Origin of the sequence: Collinsella aerofaciens ATCC 25986, assembly GCF_964259375.1 — a bacterium.
Lineage (GTDB): Bacteria > Actinomycetota > Coriobacteriia > Coriobacteriales > Coriobacteriaceae > Collinsella > Collinsella aerofaciens_BO.
Genome location: NZ_CAXVJM010000025.1, coordinates 1 through 22,292, shown reverse-complemented (window position 1 = coordinate 22,292; position 22,292 = coordinate 1). Strand labels below are relative to the sequence as shown.

Annotated in this window: 14 protein-coding genes; 2 read left to right on the top strand and 12 right to left on the bottom strand. The window is 59.2% G+C overall.

The window, feature by feature from the left end:
* Positions 1 to 347 precede the first annotated feature (347 nt).
* The 10 genes from xerD to arcA (ACEXKH_RS09180) form a co-directional block, all read right to left on the bottom strand.
* Positions 348 to 1,289 carry a site-specific tyrosine recombinase XerD gene (gene xerD / locus ACEXKH_RS09225; protein WP_373573891.1) on the bottom strand — a complete coding sequence of 314 codons (942 nt, stop codon included), beginning with the start codon at positions 1,287 to 1,289 and terminating at the stop codon, positions 348 to 350.
* A 2-nt stretch (positions 1,290 to 1,291) separates the two neighbouring features.
* Positions 1,292 to 2,953: a CTP synthase gene (locus tag ACEXKH_RS09220; RefSeq protein WP_373573890.1), complete on the bottom strand. Its 1,662-nt coding sequence runs from the start codon at positions 2,951 to 2,953 to the stop codon at positions 1,292 to 1,294.
* Between the two features lie 178 nt (positions 2,954 to 3,131).
* On the bottom strand, positions 3,132 to 3,470 hold the full coding sequence (locus ACEXKH_RS09215; RefSeq protein WP_373573889.1) for a hypothetical protein: 339 nt from the start codon (positions 3,468 to 3,470) through the stop codon (positions 3,132 to 3,134).
* Positions 3,471 to 3,719: 249 nt separating this feature from the next.
* Positions 3,720 to 5,201: a DUF1846 domain-containing protein gene (locus ACEXKH_RS09210; RefSeq protein ID WP_006234276.1), complete on the bottom strand. Its 1,482-nt coding sequence runs from the start codon at positions 5,199 to 5,201 to the stop codon at positions 3,720 to 3,722.
* A 530-nt stretch (positions 5,202 to 5,731) separates the two neighbouring features.
* Positions 5,732 to 7,219 carry a YfcC family protein gene (locus ACEXKH_RS09205; protein ID WP_373573888.1) on the bottom strand — a complete coding sequence of 496 codons (1,488 nt, stop codon included), beginning with the start codon at positions 7,217 to 7,219 and terminating at the stop codon, positions 5,732 to 5,734.
* A 138-nt stretch (positions 7,220 to 7,357) separates the two neighbouring features.
* Complete coding sequence (gene argF, locus ACEXKH_RS09200; RefSeq protein ID WP_006234279.1) at positions 7,358 to 8,353, bottom strand: ornithine carbamoyltransferase; 996 nt, start codon at positions 8,351 to 8,353, stop codon at positions 7,358 to 7,360.
* 105 nt (positions 8,354 to 8,458) lie between these two features.
* A complete protein-coding gene (gene arcA, locus ACEXKH_RS09195) occupies positions 8,459 to 9,700 on the bottom strand; it encodes an arginine deiminase (protein WP_099431519.1) in 1,242 nt (413 codons plus the stop codon).
* Between the two features lie 572 nt (positions 9,701 to 10,272).
* On the bottom strand, positions 10,273 to 11,397 hold the full coding sequence (locus tag ACEXKH_RS09190; RefSeq protein WP_373573887.1) for an aminotransferase: 1,125 nt from the start codon (positions 11,395 to 11,397) through the stop codon (positions 10,273 to 10,275).
* A gap of 16 nt (positions 11,398 to 11,413) precedes the next feature.
* Positions 11,414 to 12,892, bottom strand: coding sequence for an amino acid permease (locus tag ACEXKH_RS09185; protein ID WP_373573886.1), 1,479 nt, complete (start codon positions 12,890 to 12,892; stop codon positions 11,414 to 11,416).
* 138 nt (positions 12,893 to 13,030) lie between these two features.
* Positions 13,031 to 14,272: an arginine deiminase gene (gene arcA / locus ACEXKH_RS09180; RefSeq protein WP_099431519.1), complete on the bottom strand. Its 1,242-nt coding sequence runs from the start codon at positions 14,270 to 14,272 to the stop codon at positions 13,031 to 13,033.
* Between the two features lie 551 nt (positions 14,273 to 14,823).
* Between arcA (ACEXKH_RS09180) and ppk1 the strand changes: the two genes are divergently transcribed.
* The gene (gene ppk1, locus ACEXKH_RS09175) at positions 14,824 to 17,220 is read left to right on the top strand and encodes a polyphosphate kinase 1 (protein WP_373573885.1); all 2,397 of its coding nucleotides are present in this window, start codon (positions 14,824 to 14,826) and stop codon (positions 17,218 to 17,220) included.
* 111 nt (positions 17,221 to 17,331) lie between these two features.
* On the top strand, positions 17,332 to 18,660 hold the full coding sequence (gene rlmD / locus ACEXKH_RS09170) for a 23S rRNA (uracil(1939)-C(5))-methyltransferase RlmD (protein WP_373573884.1): 1,329 nt from the start codon (positions 17,332 to 17,334) through the stop codon (positions 18,658 to 18,660).
* 48 nt (positions 18,661 to 18,708) lie between these two features.
* On the opposite strand, the gene ACEXKH_RS09165 is transcribed toward rlmD, so the two are convergent.
* Positions 18,709 to 20,412 (bottom strand): DUF6020 family protein, encoded by a 1,704-nt coding sequence (locus ACEXKH_RS09165; RefSeq protein ID WP_373573883.1) that lies wholly within the window; start codon positions 20,410 to 20,412, stop codon positions 18,709 to 18,711.
* Between the two features lie 4 nt (positions 20,413 to 20,416).
* On the bottom strand, positions 20,417 to 22,060 hold the full coding sequence (locus ACEXKH_RS09160; protein WP_373573882.1) for a zinc ribbon domain-containing protein: 1,644 nt from the start codon (positions 22,058 to 22,060) through the stop codon (positions 20,417 to 20,419).
* Between the last annotated feature and the right edge of the window lie 232 nt (positions 22,061 to 22,292).

Genomic DNA, 22,292 nt, shown 5'->3' with positions numbered 1-22,292 from the left:
CCCCCACCCCGCCCCACCACTCCACTCCCAATATGTTGTAAAACACCCCCGAGCATATGTTCGAAAACACAATATGTTGTGTTTGCAGCAAAGGCGGGATGCCACCTGTAGAACCACGTCCGTGAACCTCAACCTTCAAGTTGACCTTGAGGCGATTTTTACGTCCCTTTACACGCCGTTCACATCGCCCCCAAACTCCCCCACCCACGGCACACACGGCCCACCACCGCGTCGATGTCTGGCGAAAAATGGGACGGGCCCCAGATTGCCCATGCGCGCAAAAGTGCGTCTCGGCAATCTGGGGCCCGTCCCCTTTAATATTTATAAATATGCAGGTCAGCGAGGTGCTAGCGATGTGCCAGCGGATGCGCCGCCAGATAGACCTCGGTCAGTTGCGTGCGGTCGACATGCGTGTAGACCTGCGTGGTCGAAATATCGGCATGGCCCAAAATCTCCTGCAGCACACGCAGGTCGGCACCGCCCGCGAGCATGTGGGTGGCAAAGGAGTGGCGCAGGGTGTGGGGATGGAGCCCAACCAGCCCCACCTGGCGCCCATACCGCTCGCATATCGCATGCACGGCCTGGCGCGACAGGCGACGTCCGTTCTTATTTAAAAAGACCGCCGAGGTCTCCGTCCCGTGAGCATGGGCGGCCAGGAGAGTGCGCCCGTCACCTATATAGCGTGTCAGGGCACGCGCCGCGCTTCCCACCAACGGGGCCAGACGCTCCTTGGAGCCCTTACCGCGCACCAGGACAAACCCGTCATCGATATGGATATCGCCCACATCGAGCCCAACCAGCTCACTCACGCGCAAGCCGCAACCGTAAAGCACTTCCAAGATGGCGTGATCGCGCAGTCCCATCTCGCCCTCGGGAAAGTCTTGATCGAGCAGTGCCGAGACGTCCTCCACCGAAAGGTATTCCGGCAGGCGATCTGCCTTTTTGGGCAGGCGCAACGCCGCCGTCGGGTTTTGGGCCACGGCCCCATCGCGCACCAAAAAGGCATGCAGGCCCTTCACGGCAGCAAGCGCGCGCTCCACCGAGGCGTCGGAATAGCCTCCGTCGCGGCGATCGGCAACAAAGCCCTCCACGACCTGACGGGTCACCTCTTCAAAAGACGCAATGTCAGCCCGCTCCAGATAGGCGCAGTACGTCGTCAGGTCACGACGATAGGCCGCAATCGTGTTGCGCGCCAAGCCCCGCTCGACCGCAAGGTAATCGAGATACTCCCCCGCCACCACAGCGAGCGACGAGGGAGTAGCTTCGGTATGTTCTTGGTTCTCCGGCACCCTTAGTCCGTAGCGAGGTTCTTGGGCGTCACCTGCAAACGGTCGACACCCTCGTGCTGGCCGATCGAGGCGCGCACGAACTCGCGGAACAGCGGCTGCGGGTTGGTCGGACGGCTCTTGAACTCGGGATGAGCCTGGGTGGCCACATACCACGGATGTACGTCGCGCGGCAGCTCGACCATCTCGACCAGACGCTCGTCGGGCGAAAGACCCGAGATAACCAGACCGGCGCCCTCGAGCTGGTCGCGGAAGGCGTTGTTGAACTCAAAGCGGTGACGGTGACGCTCGTAGACGAGCTCCTCGCCGTATGCCTCGCGCGCGAGGGTATCGGCGGCGAGCTTGCACGGATAGGCGCCCAGGCGCATGGTGCCGCCCTTCTCGGTCACGTCCTCCTGCGAGCTCATCAGGTCGATGACACTATACGGGCCGTCCGGATCGAACTCGGAAGAGCTGGCGCCGGCAAGGCCGACCACGTTGCGAGCAAATTCGCACACGGCCACCTGCATACCCAGGCAAATGCCCAGATACGGAATCTTGTGCTCGCGGGCAAACTCGGCCGCGAGGATCTTGCCCTCCAGGGCGCGCTTGCCAAAGCCGCCAGGGACCAAGATGCCCGAGGCGTCACCCAGGACCTCGGAGACGTTCTGCTCATCGAGGCTCTCGCCATCGATCAGCTGCACATCAACGTGGCGATCGTAGAACACGCCCGCGTGGTGCAGGGCCTCGATAACCGACAGGTAGGCATCGGGCAGCTGCGTGTACTTGCCCACGACGGCGATCTTCACCTTGTCGGCGTGATGGTTGGCATGGTTCTGCTTGCGCAGGAACTCGTTCCACTCGCTCATGTCGCGCTCACGCGGGTCCAGACCCAGGCGCTCGCAAATGCGCAGGTCAAAGTCCTGCTCGGCAAGCAACTGCGGAACATCGTAGATGCTCGCGCAGTCCTCGTTGGTAAAGACACAGTCGGTGTCGACGTCGCAGAAGCTTGCGATCTTGCCGCGGATGGCATCGTCGATATGGTGGTCGGAGCGCAGAACGATAATATCGGGCTGGATACCAAAGCTGCGGAGCTCCTTAACGGAGTGCTGCGTCGGCTTGGTCTTGACCTCGTGGGCGGCGGCGATATAGGGAACGAGCGACACGTGGATGTAGCAGACGTTCTCGGGGCCGGCCTCCTTGCGATACTGGCGAATGGCCTCGACAAACGGCTGCGACTCAATGTCGCCGATAGTGCCGCCCAGCTCAGTGATGACCACGTCGGAGCCGGTCTGCTCCTCAATACGACGGAACTTTTCCTTAATGGCGTTCGTGACGTGCGGAATCACCTGTACGGTGCCGCCCAAAAAGTCACCGCGACGTTCACGGGCGATCAGGCTCTTATAGATGGCACCAGTCGTAAAGTTGGAATCGCGGGTTAGGTTCTCGTCAATAAAGCGCTCGTAGTGGCCCAGGTCCAGATCGGACTCGTAGCCGTCCTCGGTCACAAAGACCTCGCCATGCTGGAACGGGCTCATGGTGCCGGGGTCGACGTTCAGATACGGGTCGGCCTTTTGCATCGTTACCTTGTAGCCGCGCGACTTGAGCAGACGGCCCAGCGAGGCCGCGGTAATACCCTTGCCCAGAGACGAAACCACGCCGCCGGTCACGAACACATGCTTGGTCATATTGAGTTACCTGCGCTTCCCGTAGAAGTTGTCCATACACATCTTACGGGTCTTCATTGTAATACTCGCGACGCGCGCCGCACGCATTTTTTCTTACGCGCAATCGCATTTCTCCATCTCGAAACAAAACGCCGTCCGGTTGCCCAGGCGGCGTCGTTTCCACTATGAATGCACGCTGTTATCGATCGGCGACTTCGTCCTTGATCAAGTCCTGCACGAGCATACCGGCACGGATGCCCTCTAGATACCATTCGCCACGCTCCGTGAGACAAATACCATTTGCGAGCTGGCCGCCGTCGTCGCTGTAGCGCGAGACGACCTCGATGATGTCTTCGGATTCCAAGCGTTCAATTGCCGCGCGGGCGCGATACGGAGACACCCCCACACGCTCGGCAAGCGTCTTGCGCGAAAAGCCATAAAATCCGCCGTTGTCTTCGGACAGCTGTGCGATCTCCATCAGCACCTGCACCTCGACACGCTTCATATCGTTGACACTCGCACGACCCTTGCCAGCCATGGCAGCCTCCTCAAACCGAGCACGGGCATCACCTGCACCGTGCGCGACCGGCACACCCCATGATGGCCGGCAACATCCATCATGCGGCATCCCCGCAAAAGGATGAAACAGTTAGGGTTATTGTATACCGCCCAAATCGCTTATAGGCAGGTAAGCGGGCTATTTTTAGGTTAAACGGTAGCTTTGTTGATAAAAGGGGCACACCGAATGCATACCCGATGCGCCCCTTTCAGACCAATTTATCCAGGCTTAGCGGTGGAAGAAACCACGGCGCTCGAACTTGGGCTCGCAGCACACGTTGATGCCCAGCTTGCGCAACACCGTCTCGTCCGTCGGCGAGATGATCACGCTAAAGAAGGCATCGCAGCCGCGCAGCTGCTCCAGGCCCGAAAGGACGCGGGCCGCCGTCTCGCTCGTTGCCGAGGTGATCGAGAGCGCCATAAGCGTCTCGTCGGTGTGCAGGCGCGGGTTCTTGCTACCCAGGAAATGCGTCTTGAGCTTGCTGATAGGCTCAATCGCCTCATCACTAATGACCTCGAGCTCAAGGTCAACGCCCGAGACATGCTTAAGTGCATTCATGATGAGCGAGCTCGCGGCGCCCAGGCGCGTGGAAGTCTTGCCGGTCACCACGGAGCCATCGGGCATGACCATGGCGCCTACGGGGCCACCCGTCAGCTGCTCCCTGGTAAGGGCGGCCGAGCGTGCCGGCGAGTAATTCTTGTCGATACCAGCCTTCTTCATAATGATCTTGAGACGGTCGACTTGCTCATCGCCCACGCCGGTACGGCGCACATTTTCAACCGCGGTAAAGTAGCGGCGGACGATCTCCATCTTGGAAGCGTCGCGGCAGGCATCGTCATCGGTGATGGCAAAGCCGACCATATTGACGCCCATGTCCGTGGGGCTCTGGTAGGGGCTCTTGCCCAGGATCTTTTCCATCAGGGCACGGACCACCGGGAAGGCCTCGACGTCGCGGTTGTAGTTGACCGTAGTCTTGTTATAGGCCTCCAAGTGGAAGGAGTCGATGATATTCGCATCGTCAAGGTCGGCCGTGGCGGCCTCATAGGCGATGTTGACCGGATGCGTGAGGGGAAGGTTCCAGACCGGGAAAGTCTCGAACTTGGCGTAGCCGGCGGCGGTGCCGTGCTTGTGCTCGTGATAGAGCTGAGACAGGCAGGTGGCGAGCTTACCTGAACCAGGACCCGGCGCGGTGACCACGACGAGCGGACGAGTGGTCTCGACAAACTCGTTCTTGCCATAGCCGTCGTCGGACACGATCAGGTCGACGTCGTGGGGATAGCCCTCGATGGGATAGTGCAGCTTGGCGGGAATGCCGAGCGCGTTCAGGCGATTGCGGAAGACATCGGCGGCGGGCTGGCCGGCGTACTGGGTGATAACCACGGCCGCGACAGCAAAACCGTTGCCGCGGAACAGGTCGACCAGGCGCAAGACGTCCTCGTCATAGGTAATGCCCAGGTCGCCACGGGCCTTATTCTTCTCGATGTGGTTCGCGTTGATCGCGATGATGACCTCAACGTCATCGGCAATGCTCTTGAGCATGCGGAACTTGCTGTCCGGTTCAAAACCCGGCAGCACGCGACTCGCGTGATAGTCGTCAAACAGCTTGCCGCCAAACTCCAAATACAGCTTGCCGCCAAACTGCGAGATGCGCTCCTTAATATGAGCGGCCTGCAGCTCGATATATTTCGCATTGTCGAAACCCTGGCGCATGTATGGCTCCCGTCCCGTTTCCATTTAATGTTCTAGGCGATTATAACGGAGCAGACCCTTCCCAACACCCAAGCAGCCAACGGGCATCAACCAAACACGTCATCGATAAGTTGCGGTGAAATAGTTCCCGTTTAACCCCTCAAGACGGCCAAACAGGAACTATTCCACCGCAACTTCCCCTTTTTGGTTCAAACAAACCTGGCCTTTATATCAATAATGGAAACGTCGCAGGTTGAGCATAAGTCAGCGAAAGCCCGCCAGAGCGAGCAAGGTGACGTGAAAGAGGAGGGCATAGGCCTTTTGGCCATGCCCGACGATTGAACGTCAGATTGCCGCGCTGGCGGGCTTGTAGCGTCGAGTGGTTCCGGCGTTTGGTAAAACGCCGGAACACAAGAGCGCCCCCTCCCGCGCACGGAACGGGAGGGGGCTAAAGGTAGGAGTCTACCGGTGGGTTGACCCCACCGGACAGACGATGACCAGGTGATCCTCTACAGGATCGTCAAGGTTTCCGTGGGGTACCCGTTGGGTACTTAGAGCAACACGCAGGCGACGGTCAGGATGATGGCGCAGACGACGGAGAGCGCGACGATGAGCTTAAGGGCAAACTTGAGCCAGGTCGTCCACTCGATCTTGGCCAGGGCGAGACCGCCCATGATGGCACCGGAGGTCGGGGTGAACAGGTTCACGACACCGATAGCAGCGGAGAAGATCATGACCATGACCTCGGGCGAGAAGCCGAGCTTAACAGCCAGCGGTCCCATGATGGGCATGGAGACGGTGGCCATACCAGAGGTCGAGGGGATCAGGAAGGACAGGCCGAAGTAGACCAGGAAGCTCATGGGAGCGAAGATCACGCCGGACAGGCCAGCCAGGGCATTGGCGGCAGCGTCGAGGACGAAGACGTCGAGGCCGGTGTTAGCCATGAGGACGGAGATACCACGGGCGAGGGCGATGACGAGAACAACGGACATCATGTCGGCAGCGCCGGTGATGAAAGTGTTAACGATCTGCTTCTCGGACAGGCCACCGATGATACCGATCAGGATAGCCATGAGGAAGAACCAGGTGGAAGCCTCGTCGAAGTACCACTGGCCAATGGGCAGGCCAGTGATCAGGGCAGACCAGCCCTGGACGACGGCGTTACCGTCGGCGTCGTAGACAGCGCCAGCGTCGAAGAAGTTGGCGACGCCCTCGTTGAGGTCGGCCAGCGGAATGAAGCCGACGATCATGACGACGAAGGTGAAGGCGAAGGCGATCAGAACACCCTTCTGACGACCGGTGAGCTTGACCTCCTTGTGGACCTCGGAAGCAGCCTTGCCGTGAGCCTCTTCGGCATCCTTGAGCTCCTGCATCGACAGGATGGTGGAACCCTTGTCAGCCTTGACCTTCTTGGCATAGTTCATCACGAAGACGATGGACATAGCGGTAGTGACAATCCACAGGACGGCACCGAGGCCGATGATGATGGACTGATTCACGGCAATGTCAACGCCGGTCAGAGCGTCAACGGCAGCGCCGACGGCGAACGGGTTAACCGTGGAGCCGAGGCAGCCGCAGCCAGCGCCGAGCAGGACGGTAGCGGCGCCGACCATCGGGTCGAAGCCGGCAGCCATCATGGTAGCGGCGAGCAGGGCGTAGAAGGGAACGGTCTCCTCGCACATACCATAGGTGGTACCACCGAGAGAGAAGATGAGCATCAGCACGGGAATGAGCATAATCTCGTTGCCCTTAAGCTTCTGCACCAGAACGGCGATGCCGTTGTCCAGGGCGCCGGTCTCGGTCATCATACCGAGGAAGCCGCCCAGGATCATAACGAAGAGGCAGACGGGCAGAGCGTCAGCGAAGCCCAGGATCGGGGCGGTGCAGAAATCGCTCAGACGGGCTGCAGTAACCGCGCCGCCGGACGTGCCGGAGACGATAACGGTAATCACTGCAACAATTGCCAGCAGAGCTAGAAGAATGGTGAACGATGAAGGCATACCGCGCTTTTTCTTAGCGGTCTCAGTCATGGTTCTCATCCCCCCTTCATAAATCATTTAACTTTCTCACGCGAAGCGGATCTTCCGTGCCGTGCCCACCGCCCGACGCGAGATATTTACCAGACAAAGCCGCTCGGGGTGTGCAGCAATACACCCCGAGCGAGATGCTAGATGCTCTTACTTGAGCGTGGCGTACATGACAGCCTTGATGGTGTGCATGCGGTTCTCGGCCTCGTCGAAGACCTTGGAAGCGGGGCTCTCGAAGACCTCGTCGGTGACCTCCTGCTCGGTGATGCCGAACTGCTCGCACTTCTCGGCGCCAATCGTGGTGTTGGTGTCGTGGAAGCTGGGCAGGCAGTGCAGGAAGATGGCACCCGGGTTGGCCATAGCCATGACCTCGGAGGTGACACGATACGGGGTGAGCTGAGCGATGCGCTCGGCCCAGACCTCGTCAGGCTCGCCCATGGAGACCCACACGTCGGTGTAGATAACGTCGGCACCGGTGACGCCGTCCTTGACGTCGGTGGTCAGCTTGATGGTGCAGCCGTTGGCCTCGGCGATGGGCTTGCAGGCCTCGATGACGTCGTCAGCGGGCATGCACTCCTCGGGGCCGCAGGCCACGAAGTTCATGCCGAGCTTGGAGCAGACAACCATGAGGGAGCGAGCGACGTTGTTCTTGCAGTCGCCCATGAAGACGAGGGTCTTGCCTTTGATGTCGTAGTTGAAGTTCTCCTGGACGGTCAGGATGTCGGCGAGCATCTGGGTGGGATGCCACTCAGTGGTCAGGCCGTTCCACACGGGCACGCCGGACTTAGCAGCGAGCTCCTCGACGTCGTCCTGGGCAAAGCCACGGAACTCGATGCCGTCATACATGCGGCCAAGAACGCGGGCGGTGTCCTCGATGGACTCCTTCTTGCCCATCTGCGACGAACCGGGATCGAGGTAGGTGACGCCCATGCCCAGATCCATGCCGCCGACCTCGAAGGCGCAGCGGGTACGAGTGGAGGTCTTCTGGAAGAGCAGAACGATGTTCTTGCCCTCGAGATAGCGGTGCGGAACGCCAGCGCGCTTCATGTCCTTGAAGTTCTTGGAGAGCTTGAGCAGGTACTCGATCTCCTCGGTGGTGAGGTCGAGAAGCTTGAGGAAGCTACGGCCAGAGAGGTTAACACCCATGGTTCGTTTCCTTTCGAAAAAATGAATTACGTAAGTATTAGTGTTGCCCGTTTGACGGGCGAAACCGGTGCGGTTGTAGGGAGACCGCACCGGAAACGGAAAGACTTAGAGGTCCTCGCGCCAGAAGGGCATGCTCATGCAGCGCGGGCCGCCGCGGCCGCGGGAGAGCTCGGCGGAGGGCACGACGAGAAGGTCCAGGCCCTCCTTGTACAGCACGTCGTTGGTGACGGTGTTGCGGGCGTAGACGCAGATCTTGCCGGGCTCGACGCACAGGGTGTTGGAGCCGTCGTTCCACTGCTCGCGGGAGGCCGCGATCGGGTCGCCGCCGCCGCAGGGGATCAGCTTGACCTGGTCGACGCCGGTGGCGTCCTCCAGGACGTGCTCGAGGGTGTCCTCGATCAGGCGGATGTTCACGTCGCCCGGGTTCTTGCCGGCGGTCAGCTCGTAGACGCGCAGGGTGCCCATGATGGCGGGGTGGATCGTGAACTTATCGACGTCGATCTGGGTGAAGACCGTGTCGAGGTGCATGAAGGCGCGCGAGACCGGGATGTCGAAGGCCAGGATGCGCTCGACCTTGGAGTCGGAGTTCCAGAAGATGTTCTGGGCCATGACGTCGATCGCGGCGGCCTGGGTGCGCTGGGAGATGCCGACGGCGAGGGTCTTCTCGTTGATGTTCAGCACGTCGCCGCCCTCGGTGTGGAACTGGCAGTCGCGGCGGAAGTACAGCGAGACGTCCTTGTAGTCGGGGTGGTACTTGAAGACGTACTTGCCGTACAGGGTCTCGCGGTTGCGGGTGACCGAGTACATGCGGTTGAGGTTGACGCCCTCGCCGACGACCGCGAACGGGTCGCGGGTGAAGTAGAGGTTGGGCATCGGGTCGATGATCAGGTCGGACTCGGACTCGGAGTTGACCAGGGAGTCGAGGGTCGTGGACGCCGTGAGGGGCATGTCGATCTCGGCCTTGGTCATGCCGGCCATGGTCTTCTTGACGAACTCGAGGTTGTCCTCGATGGAGTCCAGCTTCTCGCGGACGATCTGCGGCATGTGCTGGCCGCGGATGCCGGCCTCGGCGATGTACTGGTCGGTGAACTCGGCGCGGGCGCCGGGGACCTGGTCGAACACCTCCGCGACGAGGTTCTCGAGGTAGAGGACCTCCACGCCCTGGTCCCTCAGGATCTGGGCGAAGGTGTCGTGCTCCTGCTGTGCGACCTCCAGGAACGGGACGTCGTCGAACAGGAGTCGCTCGAGCTCGTCGGGCGGCAGGTTGAGGAGCTCGTCGCCGGGACGGTGCAGGCAGACCTTCCTGAGCTTGCCGATCTCGGAAGGCACGTGCAGACCTTTCGTCATGGCCTCCTACCTTTCTTTCGGGCCCCTGTCAGGGCCGATTCGTTAGCGCCCCTCCGTGTGAGGCGTTATTGCTGACGACATATTTATATCCAAAATCAGTTCATACTTCCACCTCGCCCCCGAACGGTTTTATATGAGGGGTGAACGGCATACACATATACTTCACGCATGGCACACTTTGATTTAATAAAGTTTATTTACGTGCTTAAATGCGTTTTCAATCCAAAAACCAATTGAAACTAATCTTTATTAAACCACCCTCAAATTGCATATTTCACGCAATGATATGAATAGAATTCGCAATTCTCGCTTCGTCTCAACCATTTTGATTTTTATTCAAAAAAAAGTTCGTCCTATTCATTTCTGGCAAACAGATTACCGTTTACCAGACGCTGGATACCGTTCACCGGAAGCTCAGTATAAGGCCCCATGAACACTGGCTCGCCTTACGGCCTCATTTGTAACAACTTGACTTCTCGGTATAGAAAAACGGACCCGCTTCCCTCATGGAAAACGGGTCTGTTATCGATAATTGTAGGCAGATTTGAGCGGCTTTGAGAGCCGTCGGTATCCTAGCGATCGAGCTCCGCCAAGGCCTCGCCCAGAAGCCTCAGGCCCTCGCGAAGAACGTCCTCGCTCGCGCAGTAGCCCAGGCGTGCGCCACAGGGAAGCTCAAAGCGGCTGCCAGGTACCAGCAGCACTCCCCTCTCGGCCAGCAGGCGCTTGCAGAACTCCTCGTCATCCTCGGGAATGTCCAGCTGGATAAACGAGGTGGACACACCCTGCGGGGCCGTCCAGGAGACACGACGCTGCGTGTCGATCCAAGCCTGCGCGATATCGCGGTTTCCAAACACGATCTTGCGGTTGCGCTCGAGGATCTTGTCCTTGTGCTCGAGCACATAGGTCGCCAGGGCGTCGTTGAACACGCCGCCGCAAATCATGGTGTAGTCGCGGTACGTGCGAATGCGGTTAGATACCTCTTCGTCTGCCACAACCCAGCCCACGCGGGCCGCAGGCGTCGAATAGGTCTTGGACACCGAGTTGGTGACGATGGCCTTCTCGTACACATCGGCCATCGACAAAAAGTCCTCGGTGTTCTCAAGCGGCAGGTACACCTCGTCGCACAGCACATAGGCGCCAACCGAGCGGGCAATCTCGGCGATCTGGCCGAGCGTATCGGCATCAAGCACCGTACCGATGGGGTTCGATGCGTTGTTGATGCAAATGAGCTTGGTGTTGGGGCGAACGAGGCGCTTGAGCTCCTCGATATCAGGTTTCCATCCGAGCTCCTCGCGAAGCTCCCAATACTCGACCTCGGCGCCGAGCGCACGCGGAATCTCATAGAGCGGCGCATAGGTAGGCCACTCGGCGATAACGTGGTCGCCGGGCTCGACTACAGCCATGATGGCGTTGAGATTGGCGCCCGTGCAGCCATTGGTCTGCAGAATGTGATCGGGATTGACCTCGCGACGATACAGCTTGGCAACCTCGGCCTTAAACTCCGGCGAACCCTCGATCCAGCCGTAGTTCATCTTCTCGCGATCCAGGCGCTCGTAGAACGTGGCGCCGTCCTGTTCGTCGAGCGCGCGAAGCTCGCCCATGGTAAGCGACGAAATCGTCGACTGGGCGATATCCCAGGTAGCGCTCTTCTCCCAAACGTTGAGCCACTCCTCAACGCCAATTGTCTTGATATCCATGGCTAGGCTCCAATCGCTAGAACACGGGGATGATGCCGGCAAAAGTCATGGGAATCGAAATGATGCCCAAAAGCGCAATAACCACGGCGCAGATCATCTGACCCTTGCCCATGGACTGACCGGACTCGGAGAGCGCCTTGCGGTAGAACAGGAAGCCGGGGATGTAGCCCAGGCATGCGAGCAGCAAGAAGCCCCAGCCGGTAAAGAGCACGCCGACGACCTGGAATACCAGAGCGAGGACACCGATGAGAGCCTGACCGCCCTCGCCGCGTTCATGGGAGAGCTTGACCTGATAGGCGGCGGCGTAGGCCCAGGTGACGACGATGGTCACGGTGCACATGGAGATGGCGAAGGTGTAGGCGTCGGCGGCGAACGTGGCGATGATGATGAAAGCCTCGGTCAGGGCACCGACGATGATCAGAGCCATCTGCGGCGCGCCCTTGGCGTTGACCTCGCCCCAGGACTTGGGGAGCAGGCCATGGTCGGCCATCATCGAGGAGACCTCGGCGGGGAGCATGGTGAAGGAGAGCCAGGAGCCGCACACCGAGATGATGATGGCCCAGGAGATGAAGGCGCCGCCCCAGCCGGGAGCAAGCGACTCGAACACGGAAATGGTGGCAGGCTTGGGGGCCGCGACCAAGTCGGCGTAGTCAACGACGCCATACGGGATGACAGAAGCGCCGATATAGAGGACGAGCAGTACGACCAGGCCGATGATGGTGGCAGAGCCGACTTCGCTCTTGCGCTTGGCGCGAGCGGACATGACCGAAGCGCCCTCGACGCCGATGAAGACCCACATCATGATCAGGATGCACTGCGTAACCTGGTTGGCGACGCTTCCGAGCTCAACACCGTTCGCGGCGATAATCGTGGCGTTGCGAGCAGCGGTGCCCCAGAAGTCGGCAGTAAAGACGCCGGCGTTAAAGGCGAAGCAGGAGAATGCGATGAACAGCAGGATGGAGGCGATCTTGATGACCATGACGATCGCGTTGAAGGCCGCAGCGCTCTCGACACCGCGAATGACCAAAAACGTAATGCCCCACAGGACCAACGACACGACAACGACGCCGACAACGGCCGGGTTGCCGGTCACAGGATCCGAGAAGACGCCCGGCATGATCGTGCCCAGGCAATAATCGGAGCCGAGAACCTGGGCGATCATGGTGCCGAAGCCGACGTTGCCGAGCCAGGCGGAAAGCCAATAGCCCCAGCCGGAGATAAATCCGTGGAAGGGACCGAAGCCCTCCTCCGCATAGGCGCAGGCGCCGTCGAGATCGGGGCGCTTGGAGCCCACGTTGGCGAGCGAGAGCGCCAGCATCAAAAAGCCAAGGCCGCAAACGACCCAGGCGATGAGCGCGGCGCCGGGAGAGGCGACATTAGCGAGCTGACCGGTAAGGGCGAACACGCCCGTGCCGATGCAGGAAGAAACGACCATGCCGACAAGGCCGAAAAAGCCGACACCGTTGGGGTTATCGACGTGAGTGTCTTTAGACATAATGGCCACCTTATCTGATGTTAATTTAGCGTCATTAAACATGAATGGAGCGGTGCGAAAGACCCGCACCGCTCCATTGGGAGACATCTAATGGCAGCTAGATGTATGTATTAAGACCTGTACGGGTCCTTGAAGACCTTAGAGGTCCTCGCGCCAGAAGGGCATGCTCATGCAGCGCGGGCCGCCGCGGCCGCGGGAGAGCTCGGCGGAGGGCACGACGAGAAGGTCCAGGCCCTCCTTGTACAGCACGTCGTTGGTGACGGTGTTGCGGGCGTAGACGCAGATCTTGCCGGGCTCGACGCACAGGGTGTTGGAGCCGTCGTTCCACTGCTCGCGGGAGGCCGCGATCGGGTCGCCGCCGCCGCAGGGGATCAGCTTGACCTGGTCGACGCCGGTGGCGTCCTCCAGGACGTGCTCGAGGGTGTCCTCGATCAGGCGGATGTTCACGTCGCCCGGGTTCTTGCCGGCGGTCAGCTCGTAGACGCGCAGGGTGCCCATGATGGCGGGGTGGATCGTGAACTTATCGACGTCGATCTGGGTGAAGACCGTGTCGAGGTGCATGAAGGCGCGCGAGACCGGGATGTCGAAGGCCAGGATGCGCTCGACCTTGGAGTCGGAGTTCCAGAAGATGTTCTGGGCCATGACGTCGATCGCGGCGGCCTGGGTGCGCTGGGAGATGCCGACGGCGAGGGTCTTCTCGTTGATGTTCAGCACGTCGCCGCCCTCGGTGTGGAACTGGCAGTCGCGGCGGAAGTACAGCGAGACGTCCTTGTAGTCGGGGTGGTACTTGAAGACGTACTTGCCGTACAGGGTCTCGCGGTTGCGGGTGACCGAGTACATGCGGTTGAGGTTGACGCCCTCGCCGACGACCGCGAACGGGTCGCGGGTGAAGTAGAGGTTGGGCATCGGGTCGATGATCAGGTCGGACTCGGACTCGGAGTTGACCAGGGAGTCGAGGGTCGTGGACGCCGTGAGGGGCATGTCGATCTCGGCCTTGGTCATGCCGGCCATGGTCTTCTTGACGAACTCGAGGTTGTCCTCGATGGAGTCCAGCTTCTCGCGGACGATCTGCGGCATGTGCTGGCCGCGGATGCCGGCCTCGGCGATGTACTGGTCGGTGAACTCGGCGCGGGCGCCGGGGACCTGGTCGAACACCTCCGCGACGAGGTTCTCGAGGTAGAGGACCTCCACGCCCTGGTCCCTCAGGATCTGGGCGAAGGTGTCGTGCTCCTGCTGTGCGACCTCCAGGAACGGGACGTCGTCGAACAGGAGTCGCTCGAGCTCGTCGGGCGGCAGGTTGAGGAGCTCGTCGCCGGGACGGTGCAGGCAGACCTTCCTGAGCTTGCCGATCTCGGAAGGCACGTGCAGACCTTTCGTCATGGCCTCCTACCTTTCTTTCGGGCCTTACTGGCCGAATGTATCAGCGCCCCTCCGTATGGGACGCTGCTTGCTGACAGCTCTAGTTATATCCAAAAACTACCCGCAATTCCACCTCGCCCCCGAACGGTCAACAAAGTGCGATGAACGGTATATCGCATATGATTCCCCCATGATGCACTCCGGTTCTCTAAAGCAAGTTTTCAAAGGTAATCGTTCTTTTTTCTAAGGAATTAAGCCAGATTGCACAAATATTTTCATGTTTAGGAATTGCATAGCTAGAACTGTTTTCTGCATATATATGTCGTTTGTCCATGATTCAATTTGGATTCGATTATATTCAGCTCGCAATCATTCTTATTCATACATCCTCACCAGTTGAGTATGGATATAGATTGTTTCAAAGCGAATCGGGTAGTTTGTTGCATGCCTTGACAGCGTAAGAAGTAGGTAAAGATACCGTTCGCACAATACGTCCGTGCCACAAGTCGACTAAATTGAGACAATACTGAATAGTGTTAGGCTACCGTCCCCTGTAGGGACTGAACGGACAGATGCATATGCCGAGCAAAATCGAAAAAAAGCAAGCCGCCGCAAAGCTGCGCAAACCTCCGCGCGACTTCTCGTACACGCAGAACCGAGAGCTCAGCTGGCTGCGCTTTGACAACCGTGTGCTCGACGAGGCTTTTGATGAGTCCGTGCCGCTGTTCGAGCGCCTTAAGTTCGTCTCGATCTTCGAGTCCAACCTCGATGAGTTCCTCATGGTGCGCGTGGGTGGCCTGTCCGACCTTGCCGAGCTCAAAAAGCAGCCTGTCGACAACAAGAGCAACATGACCGCCTCCGAACAGGTCGATGCTGTCATGGCAGAGTTGCCCGGGCTCCTTACCCGTTGGGAGTCCATCTTTAAGAACATCGAGGGCAAGCTGGACGCCCTGGGCGTTCACCGCGCGCGTGTCGATTCGCTTACGCCCGAGGAACACACCTTTGTCACCCGTTACTTCCAGGCCTACGTGTCGCCGGTCATCTCACCGCTGGTGATCGACCCGCGCCACCCCTTCCCTAACCTGCGCAACGGCGCGCTCTACCTGGCGTGCGGCCTGGACGGCGTCACCGACGAGGAAAGTCTGCTGGGCCTGATCGAGATTCCCGCCTCGATGAACCGCGTGGTCGAGATCCCCTCGCCCACCGGCACCTACTCCTACATCTTGCTCGAGGACGTCATCCTCGCCTGCCTGGACAGCTGCTTTGGCTCCTATAAGCCGCTCGACCGCGCGCTCATCCGCGTCACCCGCAACGCCGACATCGATCCGGACGGCGAGGGCGTCGAGGAGGAAGAGGACTACCGCCAGCATATGAAGCGCATCCTCAAGAAGCGCCTGCGCCTGCAGCCGGTAGTGCTCGCCGTCTCGGGCTCACTCGAAAAAGCAACGCTCAAGACTATCCGCAAGGCGCTCGAGCTCTCGCGTCGCTCGGTCTTTACCTGCGATATCCCGCTCAACCTGGGCTATGTCTTTGGCATTGAGGGCAAGATTCCCGAGCACCTGCGCAACGAGCTGCTCTTTACGCCGTTTAAGCCGCAGCCCAACCCCACCATCGATATGGCCCGCTCCATCCGCGAGCAGGTACTTCAGCACGACAAGCTGCTCTTTTATCCCTATGAGGCCATGAACCCCTTCCTGGATCTGGTGCACGAAGCCGCCTACGACCCCGAGTGCATCTCGCTGCGCATCACGCTATACCGCGTGGCCAAGCAGAGCCGCCTGTGCGAGTCGCTGATCGATGCCGCCGAGAACGGCAAAGAGGTCACGGTGCTCATGGAGCTCCGCGCCCGCTTCGACGAGCAGAACAACATCGAGTGGGCCGAGCGTCTGGAAGAGGCAGGTTGCACCGTCATCTACGGCTCCGAAGGCTTTAAGTGCCACTCCAAGATCTGCCAGCTCACCTATCGCGAGGGCATGGCGCTTACACGCCTGACGCTGTTGGGCACCGGCAACTTTAACGAGAAGACGGCCAAGCTCTACAGCGACTTTATGCTCATGACCGCCCATCCCGGCATCGGCGAGGACGCCAACTTGTTCTTCCGCAACCTGTCGCTGGGCAACCTGCGCGGCGATTACCGCTTCCTGGGCGTGGCGCCCGTGGGCCTCAAGCCGCTCATCATGCGCGGTCTGGATCGCGAGATCCAGCGCGCCCTCGCTGGCGAGCCCGCACGTGTGTTCTTTAAGCTCAACTCGCTCACCGACCGCGAGGTCATCGACAAGATCGCCGAGGCATCGTGCGCAGGAGTCCGCGTGGACATGATCATCCGCGGCATCTCGTGCCTCAAGCCGGGCGTTCCGGGCAAGACCGAGAACGTGCATGTCCGTTCTATCGTCGGACGCTTTTTGGAGCATGCGCGCGTTTACGCCTTTGGCGTGGACTCGGACATGATCTATCTGAGCTCGGCCGACATGATGACGCGCAACACCGAGCACCGCGTGGAGATTGCCTTCCCCGTGCTCGACCCCACCTGCCGCGCCCTGGTGCACGAGTACATGGGCATGCAGCTGCGCGACAACGTGAAGGCCCGCAGTCTCACGAGCGACGGCACTTGGGTCCCCGTGGAGCGTGCAGAGGGTGAGAAACCCTTCAACTCGCAGGAAGCCCTGCTGGAGCGTGCCTATCGCAACGCCGAGCCCGCCGTCGAGGCAAAGCCCGCCCCTGCTCCTGAGCCGCAGCCGGCCACACCCGAGGTCCAGAAGGTCCAGGCGACCGTCATTGAGCCCGAGCCTGCACCTGCGCCTCGGCCCGAGCCGCAGGTCACCAAGCCCGCACCCGAGACGAGCGCCCGTCGCGATAAGCCCGCCGGCAAGACCAAGGCCATCGAGCGCCATCGCCCCGGTCGCGTACGCATGGGCCTGAGCCTGATCGGCCTGGGTCTTAAGACGCTCATTACCGGCAAGACGAAATAGCCGTTTGTAGAAGCGGTTTGTAGAAGCGGTTTGTAGAAGCGCCCCGCATTTGAGGAAAGCCTCGAATGTGGGGCGCTTTTCCCTGCTACCATGGTGCGGACAACAACGCGAATGACAGGCAGGGATATGAAGCTCACTATAGAATCGATGACCTACGGCGCCGACGGGCTGGCGCACGCCGACAACGGCAAGGCCGTCTTTGTGCAGGGCGCCGTGGCAGGCGACACCGTCGAGGCCGAGGTCGTACAGGACGGCAAGTCGTTCATGCGCGCCCGCACGACCGAGATTCTGGAACCGAGCTCCGATCGCATCCAGCCCCCCTGCCCCTTCGTGGGCATCTGCGGCGGCTGCTCGTGGGGCAATCTCTCACGCACGGCACAACTCGCCGCCAAGGAGCAAAACCTGCGCTCCACGCTCGAGCGCATCGGCAAGTTCACTCCTGAGCAGGTCGATGAGCTGGTGCAGCCCATCCGCCACACCAAGGACGACTGGGGCTACCGCAATAAAATCGAGCTCGAACCGACCGTCGTCAACGGTCGCGTGCGCCTTGGCATGCACGGTGTCGACCCCAGCAAAATCGTGACCGTCGATGCGTGTCCGCTGTTCGATAAGCGTTTTCCCAAGGCGCTCAAATCGGTCGTCGGCGCGCTCAACTATCTGAGCGGCAGCCACGACCTGGGCCTCGAGCGCGTGGGCATTCGCGCATCGCGCCGCACCAAAGCGCTCGAGGTCGCGCTCTGGACGCCCACGGGTTCCTTTCCGCGCTCACAGGTCTCGCGCGTTCTGGCAGACGCCGCACACCCCACGAGCGTAGTGCGCGTCATGAGCAAGGGCGAGAAGAAGGCCCGCCGCGTCTCTAAGGTGGAGATGCTCGCCGGTGAGGGCTCCTGGACCGAGAATATCGCCGAAGGCCAGATGCGTTTGTCTGCTCCGTCGTTTTTCCAAGTCAATACCAAGGGCGCCGAGATTTTGATTGAGCTCGTTATGGACGCCCTCGACCCGCAGGAAGACGAACTGGCCGTGGACCTGTACTGCGGTGCCGGCACCTTTACCCTGCCGCTCGCCCGCCGCTGTGATTTTGTCGCCGCCGTCGAGGCCTATGGCCCGGCCGTGCGCGACCTGCGTCGCAACCTGGAGATCAACAAGCTCGATAACGTCGACGTCATCGGCGGCGACGCGGTGCGCGAGTTCCCCGATCAGGACGCCGACGTCTTGGTGGTCGACCCGCCGCGTGCGGGCCTCGCCCCTGAGGCGATCGACCTCATCGCGAGCACGAGCGCCCGCGATGTCGCCTACGTGAGCTGCGACCCGGCAACTCTGGCCCGCGACCTCAAACGCTTTGTCGAGGAGGGCACCTTCTCCCCCGTCAAGATCACGCCGGTCGACCTATTCCCGCAAACCTTCCACTGCGAAACCGTCGTCCACCTCAAGCGCAACTAACCGCATGATGAGAGCGGGCCCGCGTGCGTAACTGCACACGGGCCCGCTTTATTCGGTCGATGCAACGCTGGCAAAAGTCATCGCTGCACTCACGGGCAGCCAGAACAACAACGGCAGAAGGTAGCGCATCGACTCGGTCGTGTATGACGTCGGCGAGATCCAAAGGACAAGGTTTGCCGCGACAAGCGGTGCCATCAGATAGAGTTTCTGGGGCGCACGACGTTTTATCTCCAACAGCAAAAACGCCATACCCCAGGTCGACCAAAGCGCCTTGGCGCCGACAAGCATGCCGACCGGCGTCGACTGAAACCATGCGACGAGCGACTCGACACTGCGGCCCAAGGTCGCATCGGACCAGCTCAATCCCAGGTCCCGCGAGCGGGGAAACACATGGCTCACGTTGTGCCCGTCGACAGGAGTCACATAGGGCGACAGGGCCTCGCTTCCCGCCACCGGCATGGCATACCAGCCAATCTGCACTCCCAGATACGCCTTAAGATAACAAAGTGGATGTTGCAGGAACCCCGCTGCCCACGCGCCAAAATAGGCTGCAAAATCGAGCTCGTCGGCCTTACCAAACGTGGGGTCTTTAACGGAGTCGGTTAAAAACCACGTGTAGTTGTTCTTACCATCCTCCCCGATGGCGCGCTCGATCTCTTGACGCTGCCATTCCGGAAGCTCGTCCCCGTGGTCACGCATCAGCAACGCGGACTGCTGAAACATGAGACCGTAGACCTCCTGCTTGCCACCCGGCTCGCACCCCAAAGCTGGAAGCACGGCCCTGGGCATAAGGACCGTCATAAACAGAGAAGCGCCGACTGCCATTGCCGCAACGACAACTCGCCCGCGCCGATCCGTTACCTTGAAGAACACGACAACCAGGACAATCAGCACGAGAATCAGGCCGGTCTTACGCGTCAGCGAAACCAGAAGCAGAAGTGCAACGTATACAGCAAGGAAACCGGGAGCCCTCAGGAGTTGCCTCTTCGAACGCATGACCTCAATGGAAGCAACCGAGAACAGCAGGAAAAACGGCAGGAAGGTGGAATCCTTCGCCACGGCCGAGGCATAAATGGGAAGGTGCCAATACAGGCACAGAAGCGCTAGCAGTGCCAGGCAAACGCCACGTCCGCCGCCCATGCGGCGTACCAAAACAAGGCAGCACGCCAAGGCACACGCCGTCAGAAACGCCTGTACCAGGCAGAAGGCGTACACCCCAGCATCAACGCTTCCCAGCATACGGCCCAGGTCGGTAAACCATCCGTACAGATAGGTATCAAGTATTGGATGGTGATCGGTAACGGCGCCCTCCGACAACGCGTTGGGCAGTCCGTTGTACTGTAAGAGTTGCTGGCGAGTATCCCACCAGATCACGCCCGGGAACAGCAAGACCAGCAGCGGGGCCCAACAGGCGTAGATGATTGCGCCCAGTTTTATGATTCCGCCGAATGCGTACGTCTTCGGGATGCCAGAGAACGCCATGTCGCACAAGTTATCAAACCATCCAGCATGGTCTTGCCGAGGGACGTCAACAGCACCTTTGCGTCCCACCAGGAACCGATCGATCAGATAGTCGCCAAGCATAAACGCTGCGCAGAAAAAGGCGATATACCCCAAGACATGGACCAAGTAGATAGGGTTGCAAGAGAATCCCACAGTATCGCGAAACATATCCGCAATGGTCGCGAGCACCGCCAAGATGCCCGCGACCATCAGCATGTCGCGATTCTGTTTTAATCGCTCCACCGGCATGCGCTTAATGCTTTACCGGTGCGCCGCAATGTGGGCAGAATTGAGAATCGGGCGTAAGCGGGCTTCCGCACGAGCTACAGAATCGCGGCGCATCCGAGGGCGCAGGAGCCTGCTGCGGCTGGGCCTGAGCCTGCTGTCCGACGAAATTCTGCGGCATCGTCTGCTGAGACGCTGTATATGCGGTGTTATTCGCAACCGCCCCATATGCCTTAGAGTGTTTGCGCATGCGAATGACAAAGAAGCCGCCAACGCCCGCAGCAAGAAGAATCGCAACTACAACGACAATGATAATTGGGTTGAACGAGGATGAGCTGTCTTCCTTTTGCGAATCGGCCAAAAGGGATTGCTGGGAGATGCCACTCTTGTAGACATCGATCCTAAAGCCGTCATCCTTATTATCTTGAACGGCATAAATCAATGAGCAGTCCTTCGAGAACCACGCAGACCCCAAGTAGCCGTCGTCGCCTACGCGGTCGTATTCCAGCGAACCCCTCAAATTGATCTGAGAATGAGCGCCCGTCTTTGTATCGATCAGATACAACAGATTGTTATCGTTGTCGTCCGAACCATTGGCCAATGCAAACCTGCCGTCATTCGATAGAGCACCATATTCATCTTCACTCATAAAGGGGAGATCATTAGGGTACTTAGTCCTCCATTTTGTTTCGCCTGTCTTGTTATCGACGACAATCATTTCAAGGCTTTCCAGCTCAGAAGAGCTGGAGCCAAGTCCATCACAGTTTTCGTTATACAAGCCAAGAACGAGCGATCCGTCCTGATTAAGCGAGTTATGTTCCAGGTTGCTGTAGTAGATAGAGGTTGCGTCGCCTTTTTTCGAGACATAGCAGCTCGAACCGACAGCGGCGCCGTCATCGTTAACGACAACCGTATTGCCCGCCCTGTCAAATTCAGACGTGTTGACGGCTTCCTTGTCCTTAAGGTCGAGCGTTACCACGTCGTAGTACGAATGTGAATCGTAATCGTCGCCGCAATAATCTCGTATAACGTAGCCGTATTTGCCGTCATTAGAAATCCAAGCAGGGCCATCCAAAGAGTAGTCATCGGATGACGTAAATTCGTATTTAGTCGTTGTATTGCTGTTCTCAAAATCAACTACGCTAAAAACCGCGTAATAATCCTCTGAAAGCGAATCATATACTAGGGATGTTATAAACAGTGATTTATTGTCCTTAGATATTTGAAGCCTGACATCGCCATCATCGTCATCAAGCACGTCAGATGGAACCGCGGAGCCCAGCGGATATTCTTCTGAATTGTCATTGGACAGATCATATGCAATTACGGAATCGTTCGCTCTATTGAAACAGTAAAAGGTCTTTTCGTCGGCTGAAAAGCAGCATGCATTTTTATAGTCATCACTCTCGGAATCAATATCCACTATGGTGCGAGACCAATCCTCGGTGTCTAGTAAATAGAACTTTTCTTCAGATGTATCCCCGTACAGCACATACCTTCCAGAAGGCGAACGGTTTACATATATCGAATTCTCAAGCTCATACGTGTCCTTAAGCTCGGGCGTGGGAACGTCGGCAGCGTAGGCACCGAGCGGCGCCACGACAAGACTGGCAGCCAGTGCAAGGCCGGCCGTAAGGAGCATCCCCCATTTCATTTTTCTCGTTCTTGGCATGGTTGCCCCTTTCGATTGAGAGGTGAGTATGACCTAAGACTACGCTAAGCCCGAAAAATCAAAATGTGTTGCGCAACAATCCTCAGCGTGCAAAAAAGTCGGTAACGCCTGATGAAAATGGGACGGGGATTAAATAATCATTGTGTACCGAATGATTATTTAAGGCTCTGTTAGACCAGGATTGACATACATGTGTCCCCACGGTGCCATATCGTTGACCCCATAGACCGCG